This window comes from Enteroscipio rubneri, assembly GCF_002899715.1.
GTDB classification, from domain to species: domain Bacteria; phylum Actinomycetota; class Coriobacteriia; order Coriobacteriales; family Eggerthellaceae; genus Enteroscipio; species Enteroscipio rubneri.
This window is the reverse complement of the sequence record NZ_PPEK01000002.1, coordinates 15,250-28,947: the sequence shown is the minus strand read 5'-3', so window position 1 is coordinate 28,947 and position 13,698 is coordinate 15,250. Positions and strand designations below refer to the sequence as shown.

At 63.5% G+C, this 13,698-nt stretch carries 9 protein-coding genes and 2 tRNA genes; 2 read left to right on the top strand and 9 right to left on the bottom strand.

Annotated elements, in window-relative coordinates; all coding sequences use genetic code 11:
- Positions 1–174: 174 nt before the first annotated feature.
- Genes C2L71_RS02850 through C2L71_RS02835 form a run of 4 tightly spaced genes read right to left on the bottom strand, consistent with a single transcriptional unit; the run spans position 175 to position 5,475 of the window.
- On the bottom strand, positions 175–909 hold the full coding sequence (locus C2L71_RS02850) for an HAD family hydrolase (RefSeq protein WP_103264288.1): 735 nt from the start codon (positions 907–909) through the stop codon (positions 175–177).
- A gap of 50 nt (positions 910–959) precedes the next feature.
- Positions 960–2,834: an ABC transporter ATP-binding protein gene (locus C2L71_RS02845; RefSeq protein WP_103264287.1), complete on the bottom strand. Its 1,875-nt coding sequence runs from the start codon at positions 2,832–2,834 to the stop codon at positions 960–962.
- Positions 2,831–4,993, bottom strand: coding sequence for an ABC transporter ATP-binding protein (locus C2L71_RS02840; protein ID WP_103264286.1), 2,163 nt, complete (start codon positions 4,991–4,993; stop codon positions 2,831–2,833). The genes C2L71_RS02845 and C2L71_RS02840 overlap by 4 nt, the downstream gene beginning before the upstream one ends.
- Entirely contained in the window at positions 4,984–5,475 is a 492-nt protein-coding gene (locus C2L71_RS02835; RefSeq protein ID WP_103264285.1) for a MarR family winged helix-turn-helix transcriptional regulator, read from the bottom strand. The genes C2L71_RS02840 and C2L71_RS02835 overlap by 10 nt, the downstream gene beginning before the upstream one ends.
- Before the next feature lie 527 nt (positions 5,476–6,002).
- Between C2L71_RS02835 and C2L71_RS02830 the strand changes: the two genes are divergently transcribed.
- Positions 6,003–6,079, top strand: a tRNA-Asp gene (locus C2L71_RS02830).
- Between the two features lie 275 nt (positions 6,080–6,354).
- Positions 6,355–6,431 (top strand) — tRNA-Asp (locus C2L71_RS02825).
- A 59-nt stretch (positions 6,432–6,490) separates the two neighbouring features.
- On the opposite strand, the gene C2L71_RS02820 is transcribed toward C2L71_RS02825, so the two are convergent.
- The 5 genes from C2L71_RS02820 to mrdA are packed head-to-tail and all read right to left on the bottom strand — an operon-like array spanning position 6,491 to position 13,692.
- Positions 6,491–7,201 carry a TIGR03936 family radical SAM-associated protein gene (locus C2L71_RS02820; protein ID WP_103264284.1) on the bottom strand — a complete coding sequence of 237 codons (711 nt, stop codon included), beginning with the start codon at positions 7,199–7,201 and terminating at the stop codon, positions 6,491–6,493.
- Positions 7,194–9,128: a TIGR03960 family B12-binding radical SAM protein gene (locus C2L71_RS02815; RefSeq protein WP_103264283.1), complete on the bottom strand. Its 1,935-nt coding sequence runs from the start codon at positions 9,126–9,128 to the stop codon at positions 7,194–7,196. The genes C2L71_RS02820 and C2L71_RS02815 overlap by 8 nt, the downstream gene beginning before the upstream one ends.
- A gap of 44 nt (positions 9,129–9,172) precedes the next feature.
- Positions 9,173–10,267 carry a YcjF family protein gene (locus C2L71_RS02810; RefSeq protein ID WP_103264282.1) on the bottom strand — a complete coding sequence of 365 codons (1,095 nt, stop codon included), beginning with the start codon at positions 10,265–10,267 and terminating at the stop codon, positions 9,173–9,175.
- A 14-nt stretch (positions 10,268–10,281) separates the two neighbouring features.
- Complete coding sequence (gene rodA / locus C2L71_RS02805; protein ID WP_103264281.1) at positions 10,282–11,484, bottom strand: rod shape-determining protein RodA; 1,203 nt, start codon at positions 11,482–11,484, stop codon at positions 10,282–10,284.
- Between the two features lie 45 nt (positions 11,485–11,529).
- Complete coding sequence (gene mrdA / locus C2L71_RS02800) at positions 11,530–13,692, bottom strand: penicillin-binding protein 2 (RefSeq protein ID WP_103264280.1); 2,163 nt, start codon at positions 13,690–13,692, stop codon at positions 11,530–11,532.
- Positions 13,693–13,698 lie beyond the last annotated feature (6 nt).

Below are 13,698 nucleotides of genomic sequence, written 5' to 3'. Positions count from 1 at the left end.
AACGTGAAGGCTGCTTGAACAACCTTCGCCCTTCGGGGGGGGACGGGCAGTCTTGAGCAGTACGGGCGAGTCGCGCGTCGAGCGAGTTTCGCCCAAGCCGAAACGCTCCGCGGACGATTCATGCAGGCACGGGAGTACGAGCGGCCGACTCCGCCCGCTCTCGCCCGGCAGGTTCTACCAGTCGAGCACTTCCCAGGACTCCTCCCGCGCCGTGCGCGCGAGGGGCCGATCCGGATTCACCGCGCGCGGATGGACCGCCGCGGCCAGTACGGCACGATCGGAATGGTGGTCGCCGTAGGCGTAGGCAAGCTCCCAGTTCCCTGCCCCGTAGCGCTCATCGCCGAAGCGCTGCACAGCCGCAAGCTTCTCTTCGCCTTCGACGGGAAGCCCTTCCACGTCGCACGTATAGGTGCCGTCGGCTGCTGCGCGCATGCGCGTGGATATCTGGTGCTCGAAGGGATGATGCTCCATGGCGCGCAGGATGATGGGTTCGAAAGTCGCGGAGATGACCACCACGATATCGCCCGCTTCGGCGTGAGTGCGCATGGCCTGGTCGGCTTCGGGACGGAACAGCATGGATATGCGCTCGTCGTAGAAGTCTGCCAGAAACTTGTCCACCTCAGCGACCGGATGGCCCTCGAAGGCCGTGAACACAAGACCGCGCACCCAGCTCTCATTCTGGGGCAGACGCAGCTTATAGGCGGCAGCCCATAGCAGGATACGGAAGATAACGCGCTTTTTGAGCATCTTGCGACGCATAAGGTGCTGCACGAGCAGCACCGGGGAATTGCCCGCAATGCTCGTGCCGTCGAAGTCGAACACCGCAAGGCGCGCAGAGCCCTCGCGCGAGGACTCTGCGGGTCCTGCAAAGGGCACCTGTTCGGGAGGTTGCTGGGCGATTTGGGGCATGCAACTCGCTTCTTCCCCGGGGACATGCGTCATCCCCGGGGATAAACGCGTCAGTCCTCGATCTCGTCGATAGTCTCAGCGAACTGTGAATTATACAGCTCTGCGTAAAAACCGCCAAGTTCGAGCAGCTGCTCGTGCGTACCTTGCTCCACTATGTCGCCATCGCGGATAACCAGGATAAGGTCCGCGTTCTTGATGGTGGACAGCCTATGCGCGATCACGAACGAGGTGCGCCCGGCCATAAGGTTGTCCATGGCCTTCTGGATGCGCTCCTCGGTGCGCGTGTCCACCGAGCTCGTGGCCTCATCGAGGATGAGCATGCGCCGATCGGCCAAGATGGCGCGCGCGATGGTGAGCAACTGGCGCTGACCCTGGCTGATGTTGCTCGCGTCCTCATTGATCTCGGTGTCGTAGCCGTGGGGCAGCGTCTGGATGAAGTGGTGGACGTAGGCCGCCTTCGCCGCCGCCTCCACCTCCTCGTCGGTGGCGTCGAGCTTGCCGTAGCGGATGTTGTCGCGGATGCTGCCATGGAACAACCAGGTATCCTGCAATACCATGCCAAATACACTGCGCAAGTCATCGCGCGCGAAGTCGCGAATGTCAACGCCCCCAAGGCGGATGGAACCTCCCTGCACATCGTAGAACCGCATGAGCAGTTTCACCATGGTGGTCTTGCCGGCACCGGTGGGTCCTACGAGCGCCACGGTTTGGCCTTCGGTCACATGGGCGGAGAAATCTCTGATGACAGGTTTCTCTGGATCGTAGCCGAAGCGCACATGCTCGAAGTCGACCTTGCACTCGACTTCGGACGTACGAGCCGTCACCTGTTCCGGATCCTCCTCGGGCGCGTCGAGGAATTCGAAGATGCGCTCGGCGGCGGCAGCCATCTGCTGCAGCACGTTCGACACCTGCGTGAGTTGGGTGATGGGCTGCGTGAAGTTCTTCACGTACTGGATGAACGCCTGGATGTCGCCCACGGTGATGACGCCCTGCACGGCGAGGAAGCTGCCCGTGACGGCTACGGCCACGTACCCCAGGTTGCCCACGAAGTTCATGATGGGCTGCATGAGGCCGCTCACGAACTGGCTCTTCCACGCCGAGTTGTACAGGCGCGCGTTCGTCTCGTTGAAGTGGTCCACCGTGCCGTCCTCGCGGTTGAACGCCTTCACGATGGCGTGGCCCGAGAACGTCTCCTCCACGATGCCGTTGATCTCGCCGAGCGTATTCTGCTGCGTGACGAAGAACTTCTGCGATCGCTTCACCACCACCATGATGAGCACGATGGAGATGGGCAGGATGACCACTGTCACCAACGTCATGAGCGGGTTGATGGTGAGCATCATGATAAGCACGCCGATGATGGTGGTTACGGACGTGATGAGCTGCGTCACGCCTTGATTCAGGCTCTGCCCGAGCGTGTCCACGTCGTTGGTGATGCGCGAGAGCGTGTCACCCACGCTCGTGCGCTCGAAATACCCCATGGGCATGCGGTCGATCTTCTCCGCAATGGCGCGGCGCAGCTGATAGCTCGTGCGCTGCGACACCGAGCTCATGATCCAACCCTGCACGAACGAGCACGCCGCGGACAGCAGGTACAGACCCAGCGTGAACAAGAGGATCTGCGCGATCGCGTCGAAATCGATGCCGCCCGAACCGTCGATCTTCGCCACGATGCCGTTGAACAGCTCGGTCGTGGCCGTGGACAGCACCTTCGGACCGACGATGTTGAAGATGGTCGAGCCGATGGCGAACACGAGCACCACCACGATGGCCACCTTGAAGCGGCCCATGAAGGCGACGAGTTTGCCGAGCGTGCCTTTGAGGTCCTTCGGCTTCTCGCCCGGCATCATATGCCCGCCGGGGCCGTGACCGCCGCCGAATCCGCGTCGCGGGGCGTTGCCCGCGGGGTTCTTCTGTGCGCTCATGCCGCATCACCTCCGTTCAGCTCCGCTTCCGACAGCTGGGACATCGCGATCTCCCGGTACTCCTCGCAGGTCTTCATGAGCTCGTCGTGCACGCCCTGGCCGACGATGCGCCCATCGTCGAGCACGATGATCTTGTCGGCGTGCAGGACCGTCGAGATGCGCTGGGCCACGATGACTACCGTCTTGCCGCCTAGGCGCGCATGCAGCTCCTGGCGCAACGCCGCGTCGGTCTTGTAGTCGAGCGCCGAGAAGCTATCGTCGAACAGGTACGCGCGCGCCTCCGTGGCCAGCGCACGGGCGATGGCCAGGCGCTGGCGCTGGCCGCCCGACACGTTCGTGCCGCCCTGCGACACAGGCGAGGCAAGCCCTTCCTCCTTCGATGCCACGAGCTCGGAGGCTTGCGCGATGTCGATGGCCTCCTCCACGCGGCTTGCGGGCATCTCCTCGTCGGCGTAGGCCACGTTCGACTCGATGGTGCCGCTAAACAAGAACGCCTTCTGCGGCACGTAGCCCAGCTGCGCGCGCAGCGCCTCCTGGCTCACGTCGCGCACGTCCACCCCGTCGATGGTGATGGAGCCGCAGGTGACGTCGTAGAATCGTTCGATGAGCTTGACCACGGTCGACTTGCCCGATCCTGTCGAGCCGATGATGGCCGTGGTCGTGCCGGGCTCGGCCGTGAAGTCGAGGTGCTCGAGCACGCACTCGGCCGAATCGCTGTACTTGAAGCTCACGTCGTTGAACGCAATGGCCGCGCCGCCGGTGCTCGCGGAAAGCTCGGCGTCGCGCGCCTTCTCGGGCGCGGGATCGCAGATGGACGCCTTCGTCTCCAGCACCTCGTTCACGCGCTGGGCGGCCACGTCGGCGCGCGGCAACATGATGGAGATCATCCCGATCATGAGGAAGCTCATGATGATGACCATAGCGTAGGTGATGAACGCAATGAGGTCGCCGGTCTGGATGGTGCCGTTGTCGATGTAGGAGCCGCCCACCCACACGATGAGCACCGACACGCCGTTCATGATGAGCATCATCAGCGGCATCATGAACGTCATGACGCGGTTCGTGAACAGCTGCGTTTTCATGAGGCGCGTGGACGCCTCGTCGAAGCGCTGCTCCTCGAAGGGCTGGCGGTCGAACGCGCGGATGACGGGCAGACCCGTGAGCATCTCACGCGACACGAGGTTCACCCGGTCGATGAGCTTCTGCATGATCTTGAACTTGGGCATGGCCACTTTCATGAGCACGATGATGAGCACGCCGATGACCGCAACGGCCAAGACAATGATCCAGCTCATGGCCAGGTTCGTGCGCGACACCATGATGATGCCGCCGATGGCCAGGATAGGCGCGTACAGCACCATACGCAAAAGCATGACAGTGACCATCTGGATGAGCTGCACATCGTTCGTGCCGCGCGTGATGAGCGAAGCAGCGGAGAACGACTGCACCTCCGCGTCGGAGAACGACACGACGCGGCGGAAGAGCTTCGCGCGCAACGTCGCACCCACCTTTGCCGCCGTACGCGAGGCGATAAAGCCCACGATCACGGCCACCGCCATGCCGAGCGCCGCGAGCCCGAGCATGACGAGGCCCACGCGCAGAAGGTACCCCATCTGCATGTCGGAGAGGTTGTACCCCAGCTGCTCGTACTCAGCGCGTGCTGCGGCGATGGCCTGCTGGTCGACAATGGAGTCGCCCATATTGCCCATCTTGGACTTCGCCTCGTCGAGCATGTCGAGTATCTGCCGCTTCTCGATGGCGCCGGTCTGGTAGGCCTGCATCACCTGGTCGAGATCGAGGTCGGGGATCTGGCTTGCGTAGTGGATGGCCACAAGCGGCATGGCCACCATACGGTCGAGCTCCTCCTGCTCCTTCTTGCCCTGGTCGTTCAGCTTGTACGTACCGCTGTCCGTCTCGGTGTAGGCGTCGCGGAACGTCTGCTCGTCGTCGGCCGGTAGCATCATGGCAATCTCGTCGTGAGTCTTCGCCGTCATCTCGTCAGTGGCGGCGTGCTCCACACCAGACTGCTGGATGCCCACGTCAACAATGTCGGATGTGTAGTTCGGCAACGCAAGATCGGTGAATGCCTGCACGATGAGCAGGCACACGATGAGAACCACCGCGACCTTGCAGTTCTTCAAATAACGGATTATGCGCACGGGGCGTCATCTCCTTCGGCACGGCTCTTGCCTGCGCGCTCGAAATCTTGCTCGTAGAATTCGGTCATCTTGCGCATGATGCGGACGAGGTGCTGCATCTCCTCGACGCCCACGTACGCCATGGCCGCATCCATATGCTCGTCGCGCAGGCGCCGACCCTCTTCGGCGACGCGCTCCCCCTCTTCGGTCAAGCTCACCGTGACGGCGCGGTAGTCTCCACTCGCACGGCGGCGCTCGATGAGACCTTTCTCTTCGAGCGTCTTGAACGTCTGGGACAGCGCGCTCGGCGTCGTGTGCGTCATCTCGGCCACCCGCCCCGGTCTGACGTCCTCGCCCTCACACCTGAGCCCGGCGACCATCATGATCGTCCGCGCTTCGGAGGGCGTCACACCTTCGGGCAGAGGCGGCGCGAAGTTCCCGCGCCGCGAACGCTGCATGAGCTCGTACAGCTCGCGCTTCATTTCGGCGAACGAATCCGTCATCGCAACCTTCCTCGCTCTCATTCTTGTATTAAATTTAGATTCTAAACTTTATCATTCCTTCGAAGTTTTGCATCAAAATGTTTCTTTTACCACAGAACCCGCATGTGGCCTTCGCAGCACAAGGCTGATCTCTCCCCGGCGGCCTACCGCACCAGCCGTCGCATCCGGCGCGGCCTCCGAGGCGGAAAACCACCGAATTCGGAAATTTGAAAGCGGGCCGCGAGGCTACCGTCCCCTTTCTTCCCGAATAATGCCGGGTCACGATAAAAACTATGGGTCGATACGCCTCCGTACACACCCGAAGCTGGCTCATCGTTCCGAAATCGGTGTTCTTCTACCGTTCTAGAACCCGACCAGAACGAGGAGACGTCGATACGACGGCCCGCGACGATTCCGAACCTGCAATGCGGCCCCATGAGCCGACGCGTTCCGACCGCGTCTTCACGACGCGCCGCCCTAACTTTTTCAAATTAGGGGCTTGCGCCGATCGCTGACTACCGGTAATATAATCCGCGCTGCTAAAGCATGGGGTGTTAGCTCAGTTGGTTAGAGCGCCGGCCTGTCACGTCGGAGGTCGCGAGTTCGAGTCTCGTACATCCCGCCACTTATTTGCGAAACCCGCCGATTCGGCGGGTTTTTATTTGCCCGGCCGCACGAATCACCTGCGCGAACGGCCCTAAAGATCCGTGCCCGGCCGCACGAACAGCATCGGGGAGCTGCGCGCCTTGTGCCGGATTCTCGCCATGCACCGCATTCGACCTACCGGCGTATTCCGCTGCAGACTCCCTTTTGGCGCTTCCGCGCAGCCGCCCTTGAGAGGAAATTGGGTATTGCGCTCATCGGCAAGTCCCGGTAGAATAATCGCCGCTGCTAAAGCATGGGGTGTTAGCTCAGTTGGTTAGAGCGCCGGCCTGTCACGTCGGAGGTCGCGAGTTCGAGTCTCGTACATCCCGCCACTTCGCATTCGAGAACCTGCCCACCGGCGGGTTCTTTCGTTTCCGCCGCGGCGAAGGGCTCAGCGAACCGGCCGCTGCCCTATCCGAGTGATGGTGATTACGCGCAACGGGTTGTCGGGCCCGCAGGCATCCGCGTCAATAAGAGTCGGCTCGGCATTCTCTACGAACAGCGCGAGCGGGCGGTCCTCCTCGTCGCCGTTCGCCTGCGCACAGCAAGCCGCGAGCAGCACATCGGGACGCAAGCTGCCCGTCGGCTTCGACTCGAGCGAGAAGGCGAGTGTCGCGCCGGTAAGCTCCATGTCCCCTACTAGGAACTCCGCCACGCGCAACACCTTCTCCTTCTTCTTGCGAATCACCATAACGCCCTCGGGCACCGCCAGCTGGGCCGGCGCGCAGGAGAGGAGCGCACGGTACGCACTGACAGGGAACGCAGCGGAGGCCGCCAGCGCATGTGAGTCGATGTACTCGCACGACTTCACCATGAGATCGGGCACGCTCGCAGCCTGGAGCGCCTCGAGGGCGCGCTCGGGCGATACGTAGCGCGTCATCTGAAGGTCGAACAGCTCGCGCGTGCCGCCCACCCCCACGGGCAGCGCCGCGCCGAATGCGATCTTCATGTGGGGCGAGAAGCCCTGGCTCACCGCGAACGGCAGCCTCGCGCGACGAACGGCGCGCTCGAGGGCGCGCGCGAGCTCGAGGTGCGACAGCAGCGCGAGGCGCCCCTGCTTGCAGAACGTCACGCGCAGACGGAACAGGCTCGGATCAGGCATCGGGCGCCTCCTCGCAACGGCGGGCAGGGGCGACGGCCCCGCCGCCTGCATTCGAGCCGCTCGCCTCGCGGGGCTGGGCCAGCTCGTTGTCCGCATCGAGCGCCTGGCAGACGCCACAGGCCGAGCAGGCGCCAAACGTGCAGTCGGGCGTCGTGCGGCCGGCTTCCGCGCGCGAGCGCTCGCGCGCGAGGAAGCGCTCCGAGACGCCCGTGGACACGTGGGCCCACGGCATGACCCTCGTCGAGGGGTACGATGTCTGGGCGATGGCCTCCAGGTCGATGCCCACCTCATCAGCAGCTGTGTGCCAGGCTTCTTCGTTAAAGCATTCCGACCACGCATCGAAACGTGCCCCGCGCCGCCAGGCGGCCTCCACCCACGCAGCCGCTTCACGGCCCGCACGGCTCATGACCGCCTCCACGAAACTGGTGGCTGAGTCGTGCCAGTGCACGTCGACCGCCTTGTACTTCACCGAGCGGCGCAGAAGCTGCACGCGCCGAAGCGCCTCTTCCGGCGTGATCTGGCCGTCCCACTGAAACGGTGTTTGCGCCTTTGGCACGAACAGGGCGCACGAAACGCTCAGGCGCAGGCCCCCCCGCTGGTCGGGCGGCGTGGCTGCCTTCATGCGGTCGTAGGCGCGCTGAGCAAGGCTCGCAATACCTTTGATGTCGTCGTCGGTTTCGGTGGGTAGCCCTATCATGAAGTACAGTTTACAACGCCGCCACCCGGCTGCGAAGGCCGCATCCAAGGCATCAAACAGGTCATCCTCTGTGACGTTCTTGTTGATGACATCGCGCAGGCGCTGCGTCCCGGCTTCAGGCGCGAACGTGAGCCCGCCCTTTTTCTGCCCGGCAACCAATTCCGCCATATCCACACCGAAGGCGTCCAAACGCTGGGACGGCACCGAGATGCGCACGCCTTTACCATCGCAGGAGCGGTTCAAGCGCGTGAGGATATCGGCAATCTGGGAATGATCGGTCGACGAGAGCGACGTCAGACTCACTTCGTCGTAACCGGTGGCCGCGAGGCCCGCCACCACCGACTCCACCACGTTGTCAGCCGAACGCTCGCGCACGGGGCGGTACATCATGCCCGCCTGGCAAAAACGGCAACCGCGTGCGCAGCCGCGCAGTATTTCGACATTTAAGCGGTCGTGCACCACTTCCGTAAACGGGACGATGCACGGCTCCCAACCGGGACTTTCCGCAAACTTTGTGAACAGGCGCTTTTCGATGACAGTCGGAAGACCCTCCTCCACAGGCTCAATCCACGATCCGCCATCCTGCGCCTCGTCCTCGCTCCGCCAGCGGTAGAACGAGGGCACGTACCAACCCGGCATCCGCGCCAACGCCCGAAGGATGTCAGCCCGCAATGCGCCTTGGGACCTCATCCGCTTGATGAGCGCAAGGCCTTCCGGCAGGGCCTCTTCGCCCTCGCCGATGCTGAAGGCGTCGAAGAAGGGGGCGTAGGGCTCGGGGTTGTATGCGCAGGGCCCGCCCGCCACCACGAACGGATCGCCCTCGTCCCGCTTGGAAGCGTGCAGCGATATACCGGCCAGATCGAGTGTTTCCAGCACATTGGTGGCGGCCAGCTCGTGCGGCAACGTGATGCCCACGACGTCGAACTGCGCAACAGGAGCACAGCTCTCGATGGAAAAGAGCGGCAGCCCCTCGGCGCGCAGCGTGTCGCACAGAGCCGGCGCGGGTAGGAACGCGCGCTCGGCGGCCATGCCGTCCTGTGCGTTAACGACGTTGACAAGTATGCGCAGCGCCTGATTCGCCTGGCCAAGCTCGTAGGTATCGGGATACACCATGCAAAAATGGAAGTCTGCATCGGGTTTGTACACGCATCCGTACTCGTGGTTCAGATAGCGCGCAGGACGCTCTGCGTCAGCGAGCAAGGGCTCAAGACGCGGCCAAAGGTCAATCATGCTTACCGTCCTTGCTCGTCGCGACGCCGATCGTCCGAAGACGCTCAGCGCGCCTTGCCGGACGAGATCCGCTTCGCAGCCACGGACCGAGCGCTTGCCGCCGCCCCTGACGCACGCTCGCGTACGCCGGCAACAGCCTTCGCGCCGGTCGCGCGAGCCGTGGAGGCCGCGCGGCCCGCAGCGGCCCGCACCACCTTGTCGCGCGCTTCGGCCACCGCCTGAGCGAGCGTGGACAGCGTCGCGCCGTCCTCGTAGTACTGGATGGCCGCACGGCCCATCGCAACGGTGCCCGCATAGCCGATAGCCGCCTTCACCGCCCAACCGAGGCCGGGCACGAACGCCACGATCTGGCGCGCAACCGCACGGCAGGCGAATGCTCCGCCCACAAGCGCCGCGAGCTCCTTCACGCGCTCCAGGTTGAGCTCTTCACCGTAGGCTGCAGCTACCATGAGCAGCATCTTCGCCTGGTTAAGCGTCATGACCGGCAGATCTGCGCCGGGGATGATGACGAGCAGGCCCACGCCCGCGTTCTGCAACGCGGTCGTATTCACCGCCTCAAGCGACAGGGGCTTGCGGGCAAAGGGGAACGCGAGCGCAAACGCGAGGCGCTTCTCCCTGCACGTCTCGATAACCCAGCCGCCCATGCGCTCGTCGAGCGATGCGACAGCCTCGTCGTCGAGGACGAACGGCTCCACCGGCCGCTCCGCGGCGTCGGCGCCGCGTCTGTCTGCAGGCAGCACCGGAACCGGGGGCTTCGGCGCTGCCACATCCCCGCTCGGAATGGGATGGCCCTGTTGCGCAGCCAACTCGAAAACGATCGAAGGCAGCGTCGTGACCACCATGACAGGCACGCCTGCGGCGCGCAGCTCCTCGGCGTAGGCACCGACCTTCTCGTTCAGACCGGCCACGATCACGGACATGTCGTCACCCTCGAAGGGAGCGAACGGCCTGCCGTCCAGGTAGGTGAGCGAGACGCGGGCGTGCGGGGAGGCGCTCGCGAACGCCTGGCGCACATGGGCCTGCAAATCGTTGGGAGCGCTATCGTCTAAGTACACACTCACCGACAGCGCGGTATGGCGCGCCTCGTCGATATCGAGCGCCTCGTCGATGACCGCCTTTATGTCAACGGGTAGCTGCATGACCGCCCCTTTTCTTACCGCTTGGATACGTTATGGGTCCACACCGAGCCGATCATGCCGAGCATGACGAAGTTCAACACCATGCCCGATGACCCGTAGCTGACGAACGGCAGAGGAATGCCCGTGATGGGCATGAGCCCGCAGTCCATGCCGATGTTCTCGAGGATCTGGAACAGCCACATCCCCACGACGCACATGACCACGACCGTGCCGAACAGGTCGCCAGCCGACCTCGCGATGTTGAAGCATATCAAAACGAGCGCTGCGTACAGGGCGAGCAGCACCATTACACCGAAAAACCCGAGTTCCTCAGCCAGCACGCAGAAGATGAAGTCGGTCTGCGCCTCGGGCAGAAGACCGAGAGAGTGCTGCGTGCCTTGGAACAGCCCTTTGCCGAACAGGCCGCCCGAACCGATGGCGATCTGGGCCTGCTTAAGGTTGTAGCCGTCACCCGTGGGATCGAGCTCGGGATCGAGGAACACGAGCAGGCGCGCTCGCTGGTAGTTCTTGAGCAGCTTGTACTCCACGGTGCCGTCGGCATTGCGCGTGGCCAGAACCTCGTCGAGAGCGAACACCGCAGCCACCGCCGCAATGCCTGCGACCAGGGTGATCAACAGGAACTTCGGCCGCGCGCCGCCCACCACGAGCGCCACCGCCGCGATGAACAGGTACACGAGGCCGGTGCCCAGGTCAGGCTGGGTCATGATGCACAGAAACGGCACAAGCATGATGCCGAGCGCCTTGCAGTACTCGCGCGGATCGTCAAGCCTGCCGCCGTAGCGCGCCACGATGCTCGCGTCGAGCAGGATGACGGTGACCTTGGCGAGTTCGCCCGGCTGCACCTGAATGCCCAGCTTGATCCACGATTGCGCGCCCATGCCCGCATCGGTTCCGAGGCCGGGGATGTGGGGCGAGAGTATGAGCACGACGTTGACGATGAGAAACAGTGTCGTGAAGTCGGACAGCTTCCGGTAGTCGAAGCGCCACACGAGCATCATGAGCACCGCGCCCACCGCCACGCCCGCTGCCTGGCGCGAGAAGCTGTAGTCCTCCTGCCCGCGCACGGCGGAGTAGACGATGACCAGTCCGTAAGCCACCACACAGGTGATCACGATTATGAAGGGAAGGTTCAGCCAGGGAAACCGCCGCTCGCGCGCGGGCTGCCGAACCGCGCCGTTCGACGTTTTCACCGAGCTGATCTCGGGCAGCTGTGGCATCGTCGTTCCTCCTTTCCTGGCTTCTTCACGGTTTCGATCGTTCGGTTAATCGGTGCGTCCGCCCGACCCGCCCGACGCGTGCACGTCGGATTTGCCTGTGGAACCAGCGATCTCCCCCACCTCGGTCAGGCTTCCCTCGTCATAAGCCAGCGCAGCAGCCAGGATCTCGGCTCCGAGCGGCGCAGCCACCGCCGAGCCACCGCCGCCGTGTTCGACGAGGCACGCCACAACGTACCGAGGATCATCGTAGGGAGCATAGCAGGCAAACCAAGCGGTGTCCTCGTCGTCGGTGTGTTCAGCGGTACCGGTCTTACAAGCAGCTTGGACTCCGTACCGATTGAAAAGCGCGGCGATGCCCGCGTTCTCCGTCGCAACGCCGCGCAGCGCGTCGCGCACGGTGGCCAAGTTCTCGGCGGGCACGTCGGGCACGTCGAGAACTTCCGGCTCGAAGGAGGCCGCGACATCGCCTGCGGCGTTATGAACTTCTTTGAGCAGGTGCGGCTTCATGATATTGCCCGTGGCAACAGCTCCGTACGCCACGGCAAGCTGCAGAGGCGTGGCTAGCACGTAGCCCTGGCCGATGATCATGTTCGTCATGTCGCCGCCCTGCCACCGCGCCTCCTCGGGCTGATTGCGAAACCATTCGGCTTTCCAATCGGGTGTCGGCACGCGACCCGACGATTCACCGAACAGGTCGATGCCCGTCGTCTCTCCAAACCGGTACTTTTTGAGATAGTCCTGCAGTGCGGTATCGGCGATCGACCCGCCCTGCGACTCGCCATGCTCCCAGAACTGCTTTGCGATATCGTAGAACACCACGTCGCAGGAGTTCACGATACCGCCGCGCAGATCGAGCGTGCCGTGGCCGGAGTGGTTCCAGCATCTCTGCGGGATGCCCGTGTCCCAGCCATCCCACGAGCCGGTGCAGTTCCACGTGGTCCCCCCGTTCGCAAATCCATAAGCCAACGCCGCAAGGCTTGTGAACGCCTTGAACGTGGACGCGGGCGGATATAGACCACCGATGGCACGGTTGAGCAGCGGGTTGTACGCCTCATCGCTCGAATACAGCTCCCAGGCCTCGGTGGTGATACCGCCGATGAACTTTTCAGGCGCAAAGGTGGGATAGCTCGCCATCGCCACGATGCCCCCATCGCGCACGTCCATAACCACAGCCGACGCGCTCACGCCCTTGCCGGTCCCGATAACGCCGTTCACCGGGGCGACGAGGTTTGCAAGCGCTCGGTCGCACACGTACTGCACCGGAGCCTTGATGGTAAGATAGAGATCCGACCCCTTCGTGGGCTGCGTCTCGCTCACGACCTCCACCACGTTGCCGCTTGCGTCGGCCACCACCTTGCGCTGGCCATGGTCGCCCGACAAAAGCCTATCGTAGAACTGCTCGATGCCAGTTTTTCCCACGTCGTCGCCCAGCTCGATGTCACGACCCTCGGGCACGGCCGCCAGCTCTTCTTCAGATACTGCTCCCGTATAGCCGAGCACGTGCGCCGCAAGACCGCCATAGGGGTACTCGCGCACCGTGCGCGTCTGGACGGTCACGTTTTTGAAGGCATCGGAGTGTTCGGCGATAAAAGCGACATCGCGCAGACGCACATCGCCCGCCACCACGCGCTGGCTCTGCGCGCCCGTCGAGGTATCCTGAATGCGCTGGCGCACCACGTTGTACGGCAGCCCGAGCACGGTGGATAGCCGCTGGAGCACATCGTGATCGTCGGCGACCTCGCTGTCTGCAAGCACGGTGAGCGACGAACGGTTCTTCACGAGAGCCACCCCGGCTGCGTCGTATATCAACCCGCGCGGAGCAGGCGTCGAGACGGTGGCATACTGGTTCTCCTCGGATTCGCTCACATAGGACTCAGAGGAGAGCACCTGCATGCTCCACAGCTTCGCGGTGAGCGATCCGAAGACGGCTGCGGCCAGAACTCCCATCGCAACGAACCGCGATCTGAGGTTGTCGGCGGGGTTGGCAACCGGTCTTTGGGCAGCTGCCGAGGAGCGCGGAGTGCCTCCGCCAACCCGACCGCCCGCGTCGCCCAGCGAAGAGGATACGCCAACGGAGCTGATTGGCCGAACGTTCTTATTGACACTGAGATTCGCGGACTTGCTGCGGTTTCGCAAAAAGAGCACCGCGACCACCACGATGGCGGCCACGACAAGCGTAACGAGCGCTGCGATGAAGGCAATGAGCATCGACGA